We start from the raw sequence: 16548 nt of genomic DNA on the forward strand, positions 1-16548 counted from the left end.
AACCGACAGGAGAGCATCCCCATGATCTACGCCGCACCCGGAACCCCAGGCGCCGTCGTCACCCTCAAGCCGCGCTACGGCAACTACATCGGCGGCGAGTTCGTCGCGCCGGTGCTGGGCCAGTACTTCAGCAACACCTCGCCGGTGAATGGCGAAATCATCGCCGAATTCCCGCGCTCCACCGCCGAGGACATCGAACTCGCCCTGGATGCCGCCCATGCCGTCGCCGATAGCTGGGGTCGCACATCGGTGCAGGACCGCGCGCTGATCCTGCTGAAGATCGCCGACCGCATCGAACAGAACCTCGAGCAACTCGCCGTCGCCGAAACCTGGGACAACGGCAAGGCCGTGCGCGAGACCCTGAACGCCGACGTGCCGCTGGCCGCCGACCACTTCCGCTACTACGCCGGCTGCATCCGCGCGCAGGAAGGCGGCGCCGCCGAGATCAACGAGAACACCGTTGCCTACCACATCCACGAGCCGCTGGGCGTGGTCGGGCAGATCATCCCGTGGAACTTCCCGCTGCTGATGGCCGCGTGGAAACTCGCGCCGGCCCTGGCCGCCGGTAACTGTGTGGTGATCAAGCCGGCCGAGCAGACTCCGCTGTCGATCATGCTGCTGGCCGAAATCATCGGCGACCTGCTGCCACCGGGCGTGCTGAACATCGTCCAGGGCTTCGGCAAGGAAGCGGGCCAGGCGCTGGCCACCAGCAAGCGCATCGCCAAGATCGCCTTCACCGGCTCCACCCCGGTCGGCTCGCACATCCTCCACTGCGCGGCGGAGAACATCATCCCGTCCACCGTGGAACTGGGCGGCAAGAGCCCGAACATCTTCTTCGAGGACATCATGCAGGCCGAGCCGGCCTTCATCGAGAAGGCCGCCGAGGGCCTGGTGCTGGCCTTCTTCAACCAGGGCGAAGTGTGCACCTGTCCGTCGCGGGCGCTGGTACAGGAGTCGATCTTCGAGCCGTTCATGGTCGAGGTGATGAAGAAGATCAAGGCGATCAAGCGCGGCAACCCGCTGGATACCGAGACCATGGTCGGCGCCCAGGCTTCGCAGCAGCAGTACGAGAAGATCCTCTCCTACCTCGACATTGCCCAGGGCGAAGGCGCCGAGCTGCTCACCGGCGGCTCCAGCGAGCGCCTGGAAGGCGACCTGGCCAGCGGTTATTACATCCAGCCGACCCTGCTCAAGGGCCACAACGGCATGCGCGTGTTCCAGGAGGAAATCTTCGGGCCGGTGGTGGGCGTCACCACCTTCAAGGACGAAGCCGAAGCCCTGGCGATTGCCAATGACACCGAGTTCGGCCTGGGCGCCGGCGTCTGGACCCGCGACATCAACCGTGCCTGGCGCATGGGCCGGGGCATCCAGTCCGGCCGCGTATGGACCAACTGCTACCACCTGTACCCGGCCCACGCCGCGTTCGGTGGCTACAAGAAGTCCGGCGTCGGCCGCGAGACCCACAAGATGATGCTCGACCACTACCAGCAGACCAAGAACCTGCTGGTGAGCTACGACATCAACCCGCTGGGCTTCTTCTAACCCTCAGCAGCAAACCGGCGAGCCTTCCCCCATCAGGTTCGCCGGTCCTTTCCGGTGTACCCCGCCTGGCACTCCACCAGGCATCCCTTGTGTCGACGCGCCCGGTTCGGGCGGCCGTCCGCTTCCGTACCCATTCCACGGGTGACGGCCTTCGTCGAACGCGGCTCCGGCCGCGTTTTCTTTTTTCCGGGCTGGCTTCGCGGCTCGTTCTCGCGTAGGAGCGGACTCCGTCCGCGATTGGCCCCGCTTCGCGCCGGATACCATCGCGGATGAATCCGCTCCTACGAGAGCAGGTCCTGCGCTCGCAGCGTCCCGCATACGCAACACCTGCCGCCGATGAGCGCAACACCTGTAGCGCCCGCAACACCCGCATCGCATCCGGAAGGAAACGCCAGAAGCCCCGAACGGCGGGCCCTCCAGCCAACTTCGAAAAGCCTGGCACAGCGGTTGCTCTGAGCCTTGCAAGCCGCGGCGAACGATCCGCGGCACCAACAAGAATCGGAGAACCTCCATGAGATCGATTGGCCTGCACGTGCCTTCCGTTCGCCTGCAACCCACCTTGCGCCATTCCCTGCTGACCGCCTCGCTGCTGATGGCCGGTCTGTCCCTGAATCTCCACGCTGCTGAAGTCCCGGCCAACGTCGATGGCCAGCGCATCGCCGCCGCCAACAGCGAGCCGGGCAACTGGATGACCACCGGCCGCACCTACGACGAGCAGCGCTTCAGCCCGCTCAAGCAGATCGACCAGAGCAACGTCGGCAATCTGGGCCTGGCCTGGAGCCACAAGCTGGACATCGACCGTGGCGTAGAAGCCACGCCCATCGTGGTCGATGGCGTGATGTACACCACTGGGCCGTTCTCCATCGTCTACGCACTGGACGCCCGCAGTGGCGAGCTGCTGTGGAAGTACGACCCGCAGTCCGACCGCAGTCGCGCCGGCGAAGCCTGCTGCGACGCGGTGAACCGTGGCGTGGCGGTGTGGAAGGGCAAGGTCTACGTCGGCGTGCTCGACGGCCGTCTGGAGGCCATCGACGCCAAGACCGGCAAGCGCGTGTGGAGCGTCGATACCCGCAGCGACCCGTCGCGCAGCATCACCATCACCGGCGCGCCGCGCATCGTGAAGGGCAAGGTGATCATCGGCAACGGCGGCGCCGAGTTCGGCGTGCGCGGCTACATCACCGCCTACGATGCCGAGACCGGCAAGCAGGATTGGCGCTTCTTTACCGTGCCCGGCGACCCCAAGGAAATGCCTAAGGGCAAGGGCATGGAAATCGCCGCCAAGACCTGGTTCGGCGACAACTACGCCAAGCAGGGCGGTGGCGGCACTGTGTGGGACTCGATGTCCTACGACCCGGAGTTGAACCTGCTGTACATCGGCGTCGGCAACGGCTCCTCGTGGAACCCGCGCATCCGCAGCGAAGGCAAGGGCGATAACCTGTTCCTCTCGTCCATCGTTGCGATCAACCCCGACAACGGCGAGTACGTCTGGCACTACCAGACCACGCCGGGCGACGCCTGGGACTACACCGCCACCCAGCACATCATGCTGGTGGACCTGGAGATCGACGGCAAGCAGCGCAAGGTGTTGATGCAGGCGCCGAAGAACGGCTTCTTCTACGTCATCGACCGCGCCACCGGCGAGCTGCTCTCGGCGAAGAACTTCATCCCGATCAACTGGGCCACCGGCATCGACATGAAGACCGGTCGGCCGATCCGCAACGAGGAGGTCGCCGAATACTGGAAGGACCCACAGAAAAAGGCACGTCTGATCCAGCCGGCCTTCTGGGGTGCCCACGACTGGCAGCCGATGTCGTACAACCCCAACACCGGCCTGGTCTACATCCCGGCGCACATCATGTCGGCGATGTATCAGGACGTCGACGGCGCGCCGCCGCGTTCCAAGTTCAAGAGCATCTACCAGCTCGATGTGAACACCGGGATGATGCCCGAGGACCCGGAGGGCCTGCGCAAGATCGCCGACACCTGGACCGGCAAGCTGATCGCCTGGGACCCGGTGAAGCAGGAAAAACGCTGGGAAGTGCCCTACAGCACCATCTTCAACGGCGGCACCCTGAGTACCGCCGGCAACCTGGTGTTCGAAGGTACCGCCGATGGCCGCGTGGTGGCCTACGCCGCCGAGACCGGCAAGAAGCTCTGGGAGTCCCCGGCCAACACCGGCGTGATGGCCGCGCCCATCACCTATGAGGTGGACGGCGAGCAATACGTGACCTTCATGGCCGGCTGGGGCGGTGCCTTCTCCACCTTCGCCGGCGCCCTGTCGCTGCGCGCCGGGGTGAAGCCCAACGCCCAGGTGCTGACCTACAAGCTCGGCGGCACCGCCAAGCTGCCGGACATCAACTACAAGTGGGCCGACCGCAAGCCCGAGCCGCCGGCACTGACCGGCACCCCCTTGCAGATCGACCAGGGCCGCGAGCTGTTCAACTCCAGTTGCTCGCAGTGCCACGGCATCAACGCCATCAGCGGTGGCGTGGTGCCGGACCTGCGCACCCTCAGCGCGGAAAATCACCAGCGCTTCCTCGGCATCGTCTATGGCGGCCGCATCCCCGACGGCATGCCCTCGTTCCAGGGCCATCTCGACCTGCAACAGGCCGAGGCGGTGCACCAGTACCTGATCAAGCGCGCCTACGACCTCAAGGAACAACTGGCCGGCGCGCAGAAGACCGCCGCCAAGTGACCGCCCACCAGGAGACTGATTCATGACTGACGTAACGACCTACCAGCACTACATCGACAACCGCTTCGTCGCCGGCGAGCCGCTGATCGAGGTGCACAACCCGGCCAATGGTGAGCTGCTGGCACGCATCCCCGAGGCCAGCGCCGCCCAGGTGGACAGCGCCATCGACGCCGCCCGCAGGGCGCAGAAGGGCTGGGCGGCCAAGCCTGCCATCGAGCGTGCCGGCTATCTGCGCCGGATCGCCGAGAAGGTGCGCGCCAACGCGCCGCGCCTGGCGAAGATCATCACCGCCGAGCAGGGCAAGGTGCCGGCACTGGCGGAAGTGGAAGTGAGCTTCACCGCTGACTACCTCGACTACATGGCCGAGTGGGCGCGCCGCCTGGAGGGCGAAGTGCTGACCAGCGACCGCGCTGGCGAGCACATCTTCCTGCTGCGCAAGCCGCTGGGCGTGGTGGCGGGCATCCTGCCGTGGAACTTCCCGTTCTTCCTCATCGCGCGGAAGATGGCGCCGGCTCTGCTGACCGGCAACACCATCGTTATCAAGCCCAGCGAAGAGACCCCGATCAACTGCTTCGAGTTTGCTCGCCTGGTGGCGGAGACCGACCTGCCCACCGGCGTGTTCAACGTCGTCGGCGGCACCGGTGCCAGCGCCGGCAGTGCGCTGACCAGCCACGCAGGCGTCGACCTGATCAGCTTTACCGGCAGCGTCGCCACCGGCTCGCGGATCATGGCCGCGGCCGCGCCGAACATCACCAAGCTGAACCTGGAGCTGGGTGGCAAGGCGCCGGCCATCGTCCTCGCCGACGCCGACCTGGAACTGGCGGTGAACGCCATCAAGGCCTCGCGGGTGATCAACACCGGGCAGGTGTGCAACTGCGCCGAGCGCGTCTATGTGCAGCGCCAGGTAGCCGACCAGTTCATCGAGAAGATTGCCGCCGCCATGGCCGCCACTCGCTTCGGTGACCCGAATGTGCAGGCCGACCTGGACATGGGCCCGCTGGTCAATCGGATCGGACTGGACAAGGTCGCGCAGATGGTCCGCACGGCAACCGGGCAGGGCGCTCAGGTCATTACCGGCGGCGCAGTGGCCGACCTCGGCAAGGGCTTCCACTACCAGCCCACCGTGCTCGCCGGCTGCAAGGGTGACATGGAGATCATGCGCAAGGAAATCTTCGGCCCGGTGCTGCCGATCCAGGTGGTGGACGACCTCGACGAAGCCATCGCCCTGGCCAATGACAGCGACTACGGCCTGACCTCATCGATCTACACCCGCAACCTCAGCGCCGCCCTCAAGGCCAGCCGCGAGCTGGACTTCGGCGAGACCTACATCAACCGCGAGAACTTCGAGGCGATGCAGGGCTTCCATGCCGGCACGCGCAAGTCCGGCATCGGTGGCGCGGACGGCAAGCACGGGTTGTACGAGTACACGCACACGCATGTGGTTTATGCGCAGGAGTGAGCTGCCGGCCAGGCCGTGCATGGGCTTAGACCCTCTCCCTAACCCTCTCCCTGAAGGGAGAGGGGACTGGACCAGTGTGGAGCGCGACCACGGTTTTTCCCGATCCGAACGTGCCAGGAAAGCACGGTTGGGACGCTTCACTCGAATACCCCCTCTCCCTGAAGGGAGAGGGGACTGGACCAGTGTGGGGCGACCACGGTTTTCCTGATCCGAACGTGCCAGGAAAGCACGATTGGGACGCTTCACTCGAATACTCCCTCTCCCTTCAGGGAGAGGGCTGGGGAGAGGGGGCGAAGGTGTGCACGGAGTTTCCAGCGGACGGGAAAACTGTGCCCGTAAACGTTCCATTGTTTGACTGGGTGGGCCGTCCTTGCCAGGTGCGGTCCGCTCCTTTTTCCCTGCGCCTGCAGATGGCCGTTGCGTAGGAGCGGACTCTGTCCGCGATGGCCCCCAACGCGAGGCGGACCTATCGCGGACGGAGTCCGCTCCTGCAACACGGGTTAGCTACCTGATCAGCGGACGCAGGGAAAAGGGAAGGAATCAATACAACGCATTGGGCTGCACGATGCCGTGCTTCTTCATCTTCCGATACAGGGTCGACCGGGCAATGCCGAACTGCTGCGCCACCGCACTGATATTCCACTGCCGCTCGCGTAATACCGCCAGAAGGTGGCGAGCTTCGTCGTCGTCCAGGCGGGCGGCGAGGGCAGTCGCGGTGACTGCCTGCGGCGTTTCGGCAGCGCAGACGGGAGCTGCCTGATGCAACTCCATCGGCAAACAGTCCAGATCGATGCGGCCGTCTTCGGCGAGGGCGGCAGCGTAGCGCAGACAGTTCAGCAACTGGCGGATGTTGCCCGGCCAGGGATGGCCGCGCAGCCGCTCGCGCACCGCGCTGTCGAGGTGCAGGTCGCCGCCCAGGCCCGCCAGCAGGCTGTCGATCAGCGCCTCGCGGTCCGTGCGTTCGCGCAACGCCGGCAGTTGCAGGGTCATGCCGGCGAGGCGGTAGAACAGGTCCTCGCGAAAGCCCTTGGCGCGGATCATCTCGGCCAGGTTCTGGTGGGTGGCCGAGACCACCTGCACGTCCAGCGGCACCGGTGCTTCGGCACCCAGCGGGAGGATTTCGCGCTCGGCCAGCACGCGCAGCAGGCGCGTCTGCAGGTGCGCGGGCATGTCGCCGATCTCGTCGAGGAACAAGGTGCCGCCATTGGCCAGTTCCAGCTTGCCCTTCATGCCTTTCTTGCTGGCGCCGGTGAAGCTGCCGCCGCGATAACCGAAGAGTTCGCTCTCGATCAGGCTCTCCGGGATCGCCGCGCAGTTCAGCGCGACGAAGGGCCCGGCATGGCGCGCGCTGGCCTGGTGGATGGCGCGGGCGAAGGCTTCCTTGCCGGTGCCGGTCTCGCCGGTGACCAGGATGGAGATGCCCTTGTCGAGCACCTTGCGCAGCTTGCGCACACCGTCCTGCAGGCGCGGGTCGGCGCCGGCGAGGCGAGTGAGATCGGGATGCTCCGGGCTGTGCGGCCCGCTGCGCGGCGGAGCCTGGCGGCGCGGCGGGCTGGCCGGCGTACGCAGGCCCACATCCACCAACGCGTGATCGGCCAATGTGCGCAGACGAATACCGCGCGCGCCGCCCTTGCTCAGCTCAAGCAACTGGTCGACGTCCGCCTCCAGCAGCTGCTCGATGCGGCTGCCCAGCAGTTCGCCCCGGCAGGCAGCGAAGGCGGCATGGTTGGCGCCGATCACCCGGCCCTGTTCATCGAGGGCAATGAGCTGTTCGTTGGCCAGGTCCGACACCTCGTCGCGAGCCTTCACGGAGAGGGTCAGGCGGTCTCGGTAGCGTTGGCGGAAGTTGGCGTTCTCGATCAGCCGGGCATACAGGATGACCAGCTGCAAGGTCAGGTACTGCGCGTCCTTGGGCCCGTCGTTGTACAGGCAGGTGGCGTTCAGGCAGCCGCGCAGGCGGTGCTGGGCATCGAAGATCGGCGCCACCGAGCAGCTCAGGCGGAAATTGCTCACCAGGAAGTGCTCCTGGCGGTGAATGGTCAGCGCCTCGCCAGCGGCCAGGGCGGTGCCGATGCCGTTGGTGCCGGCGATGGATTCGTCCCAGCGCGCGCCGACGATCAGCCCGGCCTGGGTGTAGCGGTCGCGCTCGCTGGGCAGGCGCGCATCGAGGGTGATGCCGCGTTCATCGCTGAGCAGCACCGCGAAGCCCGCCGGCAGCACGCGCCGGGCAAGGCCGGTGACGCCCTGGCTGGCAATCGCCAGGTAGTCCTGGTGCAGGCCCTGGTGCTCGCGGATTTCTCCGGCGGTGAGGATGTGTTTTTCCGCCCGCGCCCGCGGGTCGAGACGGTGCTCCATCACGCTGCGGTACCAGGAGCGCGCGATGGCACCCTCGGGCTGGATGTCACGTTCACCGAAGTGATCGGCGATGAAGGCGGCAAGGTCGTTCGGGCAGTTTTCCAGGGATTGCGGGTGCATGGTCACTCCCGGCGGCCGTCAGCTTCGCTGCGGCGCGTTGTTGTTTTTAGAAACCAGTGCGTCGTAGGACCGGTCCTAGGAATGGCTAGTCTAGACCGGTGAGTCACGGGCGACGAGTGCCCGAGCAAGGCCTGTGCCGAAACACGCCGCGCGGGGCGCCAAGCCCCACGCCAGAAGGCCCGCCGCCGGAAGGCGCGGGTGCAACCGGGCAACGACTGTCGCAGCGATGGGACAGTTGTAGCGGTGGGGCGCGACAGCTGTCGCGGGCCCACTACCAAATCAGGGGGGAATCTCCTTCGAAAGTATCATTCGGAGTGCCTGACCCTGGTGTTTAACTCGACCTGCCGGTCCTGCCGGCGCCTTCCAACAAGAATGAGGACAGACCCATGTGGACCAAGCCTAGCTTCACCGACCTGCGCCTTGGCTTCGAAGTGACCCTGTACTTCGCCAACCGCTGATCCACTGCGCCCCGGTCCGCCGGGGCCCTTGCCCACGGGGCACTGTCATGCACATCCGAATTCTCGGGTCGGCCGCCGGTGGCGGCTTTCCCCAGTGGAACTGCAATTGCCGCAACTGCCGTGGTGTACGCGACGGCAGCGTGATCGCGCAGCCACGCACGCAATCCTCCATCGCCCTGTCCGACGACGGCGAAAACTGGATTCTCTGCAACGCCTCACCTGATATCCGTGCCCAGCTGGCGTCCTTTCCGGCGCTGCAGCCGGCGCGGCGCCTGCGTGATTCGGCGATTGCCGCCATCGTCCTGCTGGACAGCCAGATCGATCACACTACCGGCCTGCTCAGCCTGCGCGAGGGTTGCCCGCACGAGGTCTGGTGCACCGAGATGGTCCACCAGGACCTTTCCACCGGCTTTCCGCTGTTCCCCATGCTGTCGCACTGGAACGGTGGGCTGAAGCACAGGCTCATCGAACTGGACGCCGAGCCCTTCATCATCCCGGCCTGCCCGGGTCTTCGGTTCACCGCCATCGCCCTGCGCAGCAGCGCACCGCCGTATTCACCGCACCGCGGCAACCCGCATCCGGGAGACAACATCGGCCTGTTCATCGAGGACCTGGAGAGCGGCGGCAAGCTGTTCTACGCCCCCGGCCTCGGCCAGGTGGATGACGTCTTGCTGGACTGGATGCGCCGCGCCGACTGCCTGCTGGTGGACGGCACGCTCTGGCGTGACGACGAGATGCGCGTCTGCGAGGTGGGCGACAAGCTCGGCAGCGAGATGGGCCACCTGGCCCAGAGTGGCCCCGGCGGCATGATCGAGGTGCTCGACGGCATCGATGGGCCGCGCAAGGTGCTCATCCACATCAACAACACCAATCCCATCCTCGACATCGCCTCGCCCGAACGCGCCGAACTCGACGCGCGCGGCATCGAGGTGGCGTTCGACGGCATGGGCATATTCCTTTAAGAGCTCTCTTTCCAGAAGGAGCCTCGCAATGACCCGCGAAGCCATGAGCCCCGCCGAATTCGAACAGGCACTGCGCGCCAAGGGTGCCTGCTACCACATCTTCCATCCCTATCATGTCGCCATGTACGAAGGCCGCGCGAGCCGCGAGCAGATTCAGGGCTGGGTGGCCAACCGCTTCTACTACCAGCTGAACATTCCGCTGAAAGACGCGGCAATTCTCGCCAACTGCCCGGACCGCGAGGTGCGCCGCGAATGGTTGCAGCGCATCCTCGACCACGATGGAGCTCCGGGCGAGGAGGGCGGCATCGAGGCCTGGCTGCGGTTGGCCGAGTCCGTGGGGCTGGACCGCGAGCAGGTACTGTCCCAGGAGTTGGTCCTGCCCGGCGTGCGGTTCGCCGTGGACGCCTACGTCAACTTTGCCCGCCGCGCCAGCTGGCAGGAAGCGGCCAGCAGTTCGCTGACCGAACTGTTCGCCCCACAGATTCACCAGTCACGCCTGGACAGCTGGCCGCAGCATTACCCATGGATCGACGCCAGCGGCTACGACTATTTCCGCAAGCGCCTGTCCCAGGCGCGCCGCGATGTCGAGCACGGCCTGCGCATCACTCTGGAGCACTACCGCACCCGCGAGGCCCAGGAGCGCATGCTGGAAATCCTGCAATTCAAGCTCGATGTGCTCTGGAGCATGCTTGACGCGATGAGCATGGCCTATGAACTGGAGCGCCCGCCGTACCATACGGTGACGACCGAGCGCGTATGGCACAGGGGGTTGCTGTGATGAGTCTGCCTTCGCTGGACAGCGTGCCGGCATTGCGCCGGGGCTTCCGCCTGCAATTCGAGCCGGCCCAGGGCTGCCACGTGCTGCTCTATCCTGAAGGGATGGTGAAACTCAACGACAGTGCCGGGGCGATCCTCGGCCGCGTCGATGGCCTGCGCGATGTCGCTGGCATCATCGACGGCCTGCGTGCCGATTTCCCCGGTGTGCCGGGCATCGACGAAGACATCCTGGCATTCCTCGAGGTGGCCCATGCTCAATTCTGGATCGAGCTGCGCTGAGGCGCCGGTGGGCCCGCCGCTCTGGTTGCTGGCGGAGCTGACCTACCGTTGTCCGCTGCAGTGCCCGTACTGCTCCAACCCGCTGGATTTCGCCAAGGGCGGCGAGGAGCTTTCCACCTCGCAGTGGATCGAGGTGTTCCGCCAGGCCCGCGAGATGGGCGCGGCGCAACTGGGCTTTTCCGGCGGTGAGCCGCTGGTGCGCCAGGACCTCGCCGAGCTGATCGCCGCCGCGCGGGGGCTGGGCTTCTACACCAACCTGATCACCTCCGGCATCGGCCTCAGCGAGAAGCGCCTGAAGGAGTTTGCCGACGCAGGTCTCGACCACATCCAGATTAGCTTCCAGGCCGCCGACGAGGAGGTGAACAACCTGCTCGCCGGCTCGCGCAAGGCCTTCGCCCAGAAGCTCGCCATGGCCCGCGCGGTGAAGGCCCACGGCTACCCGATGGTGCTGAACTTCGTCACCCACCGGCACAACATCGACAGCATCGATCGCATCATTGAGCTGTGCATCGAGCTGGAGGCGGACTTCGTCGAACTTGCCACCTGCCAGTTCTATGGCTGGGCCGAGCTGAACCGTGCCGGCCTGCTGCCGACCCGCGAGCAGTTGCAGCGCGCCGAACGCATCACCGCCGAGTATCGCGAGCGCCTGGCCGCCGAAGGCAACCCGTGCAAGCTGATCTTCGTCGTGCCCGATTACTACGAGGAACGCCCCAAGGCCTGCATGGGCGGCTGGGGTAGCGTGTTCCTCGACGTCACCCCCGACGGCACCGCACTGCCGTGCCACAGCGCGCGGCAACTGCCGGTGAAGTTCCCCAACGTGCGCGAGCACAGCCTGCAACACATCTGGTACGAGTCCTTCGGCTTCAACCGCTTCCGTGGCGACGCCTGGATGCCCGAGCCGTGCCGCTCGTGCGATGAGAAGGAGCGCGATTTCGGCGGTTGTCGCTGCCAGGCCTTCATGCTCACCGGCGATGCCGAGGCGACCGACCCGGTGTGCGCCAAGTCGGCCCACCACGGGATCATCCTCGACGCCCGCCGCGAAGCGGAAACGGCGGCGGCACCGCTCAGCGCACTGACCCTGCGCAACGAACGGGCCTCGCAACTGATCTGCAAGGCCTGAGCATGCAGTGCAGCGACTGGAGCGCCGAGCGCGCGGTAGCCGCCGCGGGGGATTTTGCCGAGCTGCACGTGGCCCACGGCGGGCTGCTCTGGGCGGCATTCGACCCTGCCAGCGCGCGTTGTCGGTTGTTCCTTCGGCGTGAGGGCCAGAGCGTCGAGCTGACACCGCCCGGCGCGTCGGTACGCAGTCGTGTCTACGAATATGGCGGCGGCTCCTGCTGCGCCACCGCCGATGGCGTGGCCTGGGTGGAAGAGGATGACCAGCAGGTGCACTGGTTGCGCCTGGGTGGCGCGCCCCGACCTATCACCCATCGCGATGACTGCCGCTATGGCGACCTGCACTTCGTCCCCGCGTGGAATGCGCTGCTGGCGGTGGAGGAGGAGAACGGCAGCGGCGCGGTGGTCCACCGTATCGTTCGCCTGGACGCCGATGGGCGGCGCCGGGTGATTGCCTCCGGTGCGGATTTCTATGCCTCGCCGGTGGCCGATGGCAGTGGCGAGCGCATCGTCTGGGTGGAGTGGGATCGCCCACATCAACCGTGGACGCGCACGCGCCTGTGCGAGTCCTTTGCCGGAGAAGAACGTTGCCTGGCCGGCCAGGCTTGCCACGAATCCATCCAGCAGCCGCGGTTTGCCGAGGATGGTCGGCTGCACTGGCTGAGCGACCGTGGTGGCTACTGGCAACCGTGTCGCGAAGGTCATGGCGCTGTGCAGGTAGCAGCGGCGGACCACGCCGGCGCACCCTGGCAGTTGAGTGGGCGGACCTTCCTGCCGTTGCCGGGCGGCAAGCTGCTGGCGACTCGCAATGTCGAGGGCTACGGCCTGCTGGTGGTTTACGACGAGCGTGGCAGGGAGCAGCGCCTCGCACCGGAGTACAGCCGCTTCCGCTCGCTGGCCGCGGATGAACGCCACTTCTATTGCATCGCCGCCGCACCGGACCGGCTGCCAGCGCTGCTGGCGATTCGCCGGGTGGACGGCTCGGTCCAGATACTGGGCGGAGGCGAGCGACCATTGCCCGAGACTGAGTTGTCCCGCGGCGAGGCTTTCCGTTACCCGGTGGGCGCGGACGAGTGCGGGCACGGATTCTTCTATCCGCCCCACGCTACCGACCAGGCTGCGCCTCTGGTGGTATTCCTGCATGGCGGCCCGACGTCGGCCAGCTATCCGGTGTTCGACGGGCGCATCCAGTTCTGGACTCGTCGTGGCTTTGCCGTCGCCGATATCAACTATCGCGGCAGCAGCGGGTACGGCCGCGCTTACCGCGAGCGCCTGCACCTGGGCTGGGGCCAGATCGAAGTAGAGGACATCGGCGCAGCCCTGGACTATCTCGCCAGGGCTGGGCGCATCGATCGCCAGCGGGTGTTCGTGCGTGGCGCCAGTGCTGGCGGCTACAGCGCCCTGATGGCCCTGGCACGGCTGCCTGGCTTGCGCGGCGGCGCCAGCCTCTATGGGGTCAGCGACCCGCAGGCGCTTGCTCGGGTCACCCACAAGTTCGAGGCGGATTACCTGGACTGGCTGATCGGCGACCCGCAACAGGACGCCGAGCGTTACCGGGAACGCACCCCCGTGCTGCTGGCCGAGCACATCCGCGTGCCGATGATCTTCTTCCAGGGCGAGCTGGATGCCGTGGTGGTGCCGGCGCAGACCGACGCCATGGTCGACAGCCTGCGCCAGCGTGGCGTGCCGGTGGAGGTGCACCGATACGCCGGGGAGCGCCATGGGTTTCGACAGGCCGCCAATCTGGCTCATGCGCTGGAAGCCGAATGGCGCTTTTATCAGGCGCTTCTGGCGGGCTGATGTCTGGGTGAGACCTGGCGAAGCCAGCTGTCAGAACCGTCTGCCAAGGTCGCATTGCAATACCTGACGGATACAGTAGGCTGCCGGAAATATCCCATAACAATAACGACAGAGCCCCCGATGTCCCACGAGCTCAGCCAGCTGCGCAAATTCGTCTCGCCAGAGATCATTTTCGGTGCCGGATGCCGGCACAATGTCGCCAATTACGTGAAAACCTTCGGCGCCCGCAAGGTCCTGGTCGTGTCGGACCCCGGTGTAGTCGCTGCCGGCTGGGTTGCCGATATCGAAGCCAGCCTGGCCGCCCAGGACATTCCCTTCTGCCGCTATACCGATGTGTCGCCCAACCCGCGCGTGGAAGAAGTCATGCGCGGCGCCGATGTCTACCGCAGCGAGGGCTGCAATGTGATAGTCGCAGTCGGCGGCGGTAGCCCGATGGATTGCGCCAAGGGCATCGGCATCGTTGCCGCCCATGGCCGCAACATCCTCGAATTCGAAGGCGTGGACACCCTGCGCGTGCCCAGCCCGCCGCTGATCCTGATTCCCACCACCGCCGGTACTTCGGCGGACGTATCGCAGTTCGTGATCATCTCCAACCAGGACGAGCGGATGAAGTTCTCCATCGTCAGCAAGGCAGTGGTGCCCGATGTGTCGCTGATCGACCCGGAAACCACCCTGACCATGGACCCGTTCCTCTCCGCCTGCACCGGCATCGACGCCCTGGTGCATGCCATCGAAGCCTTCGTTTCCACCGGCCACGGCCCGCTTACCGACCCCCACGCGCTGGAAGCCATGCGGCTGATCAACGGCAACCTGGTGCAGATGATCGCCAATCCGGCGGACATCGCCCTGCGCGAGAAGATCATGCTGGGCAGCATGCAGGCGGGGCTGGCGTTCTCCAACGCGATCCTCGGCGCGGTGCACGCCATGTCCCACAGCCTCGGCGGTTACCTCGACCTGCCACACGGACTGTGCAATGCGGTGCTGGTCGAGCACGTAGTGGCCTTCAACTACAGCGCCGCGCCGGAACGCTTCAAGGTGATCGCCGAGACCTTCGGCATCGACTGCCGCGGCATGAGCCATGCGCAGATCCGCCAGCGCCTGGTGGAACACCTGATCGCCCTGAAGAACGCCGTGGGCTTCCATGAAAGCCTAGGCTTGCATGGCGTGGGCAGTTCCGACATTCCCTTCCTGTCGCGCCACGCCATGCAGGACCCATGCATCCTCACCAACCCTCGCGAGTCCAGCCAGCGGGATGTCGAGGTGGTGTATGGCGAGGCCCTCTGACGAGCAGCAACAACAGGCCCTCGCCGGGTTGCTCGGGCTGGGCAGCCACTCCGCGCGCAAGAGCCATTACCCCGAGTTGGTGGCCCGGCTGGACGAGCTGGAAGCCGAGCGCAATCGCTACAAATGGCTGTTCGAACACGCCGTCCACGGCATCTTCCAGGCCAGCCTGAGCCAGGGCCTGCGCGCCGCCAACCCGGCGCTGGCGCGGATGCTCGGCTATGACGACCCGCAGCAGGTGCTGTGGAACCTGCAGGACATGGCCAGCCAGCTGTTCGTCGGCGGCGAGGCCGAGATGCGCCGCATTCGAGGGTTGCTGCAGGAAGGCGGCGGTCTGTTCGGCTACGAGACGCGGCTGCGGCGTCGCGATGGCAGCCACGTCATCGTGCTGATGAACCTGCTGATGAAACCGGGCGAAGATAGCCTGGACAAGGAAGGCCTGGTGGAAGGCTTCGTTGCCGACATCACCGAGCGCGTCCAGGCCCAGCAGCGCCTGCAGAGCCTCAATGAACAACTGGAACAACGCGTCGCCGAGCGCACCCGCGAACTGGAGGGCCTCAACCAGCAGCTACGCGAGGCGCGCGATGCGGCCGAAGCTGCCAATAACAGCAAGGACAAGTACCTCGCGGCCGCCAGCCACGACCTGCTGCAACCGTTGAACGCGGCGCGGCTGTTGGTTTCCACCCTGCGCGAGCGCAAGTTGCCGGGCGCCGAGCAGGTGCTCGTCGAGCGCACACACCAGGCTTTGGAAGGCGCCGAGGACCTGCTCACGGACCTGCTGGAAATTGCCCGCCTGGACCAGAGCGCGATCCGCCCGGACCTGGACGTGCACCCGCTCGACGAACTGCTCGGTCCGCTGGTTTCAGAGTTCGACGAAGTGGCCCGCGCGGCCGGGCTGGGCCTGCGCAAGCGGATTCCCGCGCTGGCCGTGCGGACCGATCACCGCCTGCTGTCGCGAATCCTGCGCAACTTCCTCAGCAACGCCTGCCGCTACACCGAGCGCGGCAGCGTGCTGCTCGCGGCGCGCCGGCGCGGGGAGAGCGTGCGCCTGGAGGTCTGGGACACCGGGCGGGGGATTCCGGCGGACCAGCTGGAAGCCATCTTCCTCGAATTCAACCAGCTGGATGCCGGCCGCGCAGCGGATCGCCGGGGTGTCGGGCTGGGGCTGGCGATCGTTGATCGCATCGCCGGCATTCTCGGTTGCCGGGTACAGGTCCGTTCTGTGCCGGGGCGCGGTTCGGTGTTCGCCATCGAAGTGCCGCTGGTGCGCGAACTGCCGCAACCCGGGTTGGTCGACAGCGGCCCGCGCCCGGTGACCGGCGACCCGCTGCCGGGTCGGCGCCTGCTGGTGATCGACAACGAGGAGGCGATCCTCGCCAGCATGGCGGCGCTACTCGGCCAGTGGGGCTGCGAAGTGCTGGTGGCGACCAGCTATGAGGAAGCGCTGAAGGCGCTGGATGGCAAGGCGCCGGAAGTGATCCTGGCCGACTACCACCTCGACCACGGCCAAACCGGTTGCGAGGCGGTACGGGGGCTGCGGGAGTATTTCCGGCGTGAGTTGCCGGCCGTAATGATCACGGCCGATCGCAGCGACGATTGCCGTCGCGCGCTACAGCGGCTGGGCATGCCGCTGCTGAACAAGCCGGTTAAGCCAGGCAAGTTGCGGGCCGTGTTGAGCCTGCTGCTCAGTCACTGACCCGCCCG

12 protein-coding genes are annotated in these 16548 nt (G+C 66.3%); 11 read left to right on the top strand and 1 reads right to left on the bottom strand.

The genetic code is table 11. From position 1 onward, the window contains the following. Window positions 1-21: 21 nt before the first annotated feature. The 3 genes from exaC (at window position 22) to aldA (ending at window position 5696) form a co-directional block, all read left to right on the top strand. Window positions 22-1542: an acetaldehyde dehydrogenase ExaC gene (exaC, locus tag AC2T4A_RS18675; RefSeq protein ID WP_486741492.1), complete on the top strand. Its 1521-nt coding sequence runs from the start codon at window positions 22-24 to the stop codon at window positions 1540-1542. A gap of 511 nt (window positions 1543-2053) precedes the next feature. Continuing rightward, window positions 2054-4237 (top strand): PQQ-dependent dehydrogenase, methanol/ethanol family, encoded by a 2184-nt coding sequence (locus AC2T4A_RS18680; protein WP_486741493.1) that lies wholly within the window; start codon window positions 2054-2056, stop codon window positions 4235-4237. 22 nt (window positions 4238-4259) lie between these two features. Then, window positions 4260-5696 (top strand): aldehyde dehydrogenase, encoded by a 1437-nt coding sequence (aldA, locus tag AC2T4A_RS18685; protein ID WP_486741494.1) that lies wholly within the window; start codon window positions 4260-4262, stop codon window positions 5694-5696. A gap of 540 nt (window positions 5697-6236) precedes the next feature. On the opposite strand, the gene AC2T4A_RS18690 is transcribed toward aldA, so the two are convergent. Beyond that, entirely contained in the window at window positions 6237-8171 is a 1935-nt protein-coding gene (locus AC2T4A_RS18690; RefSeq protein WP_486741495.1) for a sigma-54-dependent Fis family transcriptional regulator, read from the bottom strand. Between the two features lie 386 nt (window positions 8172-8557). Here AC2T4A_RS18690 and pqqA point away from each other — a divergent pair, with 386 nt between their 5' ends. The 8 genes from pqqA (at window position 8558) to AC2T4A_RS18730 (ending at window position 16540) form a co-directional block, all read left to right on the top strand. Continuing rightward, on the top strand, window positions 8558-8629 hold the full coding sequence (pqqA, locus tag AC2T4A_RS18695) for a pyrroloquinoline quinone precursor peptide PqqA (RefSeq protein ID WP_003106462.1): 72 nt from the start codon (window positions 8558-8560) through the stop codon (window positions 8627-8629). Window positions 8630-8676: 47 nt separating this feature from the next. Beyond that, window positions 8677-9591: a pyrroloquinoline quinone biosynthesis protein PqqB gene (gene pqqB, locus AC2T4A_RS18700; protein WP_416751816.1), complete on the top strand. Its 915-nt coding sequence runs from the start codon at window positions 8677-8679 to the stop codon at window positions 9589-9591. A gap of 28 nt (window positions 9592-9619) precedes the next feature. After that, complete coding sequence (gene pqqC, locus AC2T4A_RS18705; protein ID WP_486741496.1) at window positions 9620-10369, top strand: pyrroloquinoline-quinone synthase PqqC; 750 nt, start codon at window positions 9620-9622, stop codon at window positions 10367-10369. Next, window positions 10369-10647: a pyrroloquinoline quinone biosynthesis peptide chaperone PqqD gene (pqqD, locus tag AC2T4A_RS18710; protein WP_416751820.1), complete on the top strand. Its 279-nt coding sequence runs from the start codon at window positions 10369-10371 to the stop codon at window positions 10645-10647. The genes pqqC and pqqD overlap by 1 nt, the downstream gene beginning before the upstream one ends. After that, a complete protein-coding gene (gene pqqE / locus AC2T4A_RS18715) occupies window positions 10619-11767 on the top strand; it encodes a pyrroloquinoline quinone biosynthesis protein PqqE (protein WP_486741497.1) in 1149 nt (382 codons plus the stop codon). The genes pqqD and pqqE overlap by 29 nt, the downstream gene beginning before the upstream one ends. A 2-nt stretch (window positions 11768-11769) precedes the next feature. After that, complete coding sequence (locus AC2T4A_RS18720; RefSeq protein WP_486741498.1) at window positions 11770-13563, top strand: S9 family peptidase; 1794 nt, start codon at window positions 11770-11772, stop codon at window positions 13561-13563. Between the two features lie 120 nt (window positions 13564-13683). Next, window positions 13684-14847, top strand: coding sequence for an alcohol dehydrogenase-like regulatory protein ErcA (gene ercA, locus AC2T4A_RS18725; protein WP_416751826.1), 1164 nt, complete (start codon window positions 13684-13686; stop codon window positions 14845-14847). Next, window positions 14831-16540: a PAS domain-containing hybrid sensor histidine kinase/response regulator gene (locus AC2T4A_RS18730; RefSeq protein WP_486741499.1), complete on the top strand. Its 1710-nt coding sequence runs from the start codon at window positions 14831-14833 to the stop codon at window positions 16538-16540. Before ercA ends, AC2T4A_RS18730 begins: the two co-directional genes overlap by 17 nt. Window positions 16541-16548 lie beyond the last annotated feature (8 nt).

Source organism: Pseudomonas sp. PVC-3-1, from assembly GCF_057444315.1.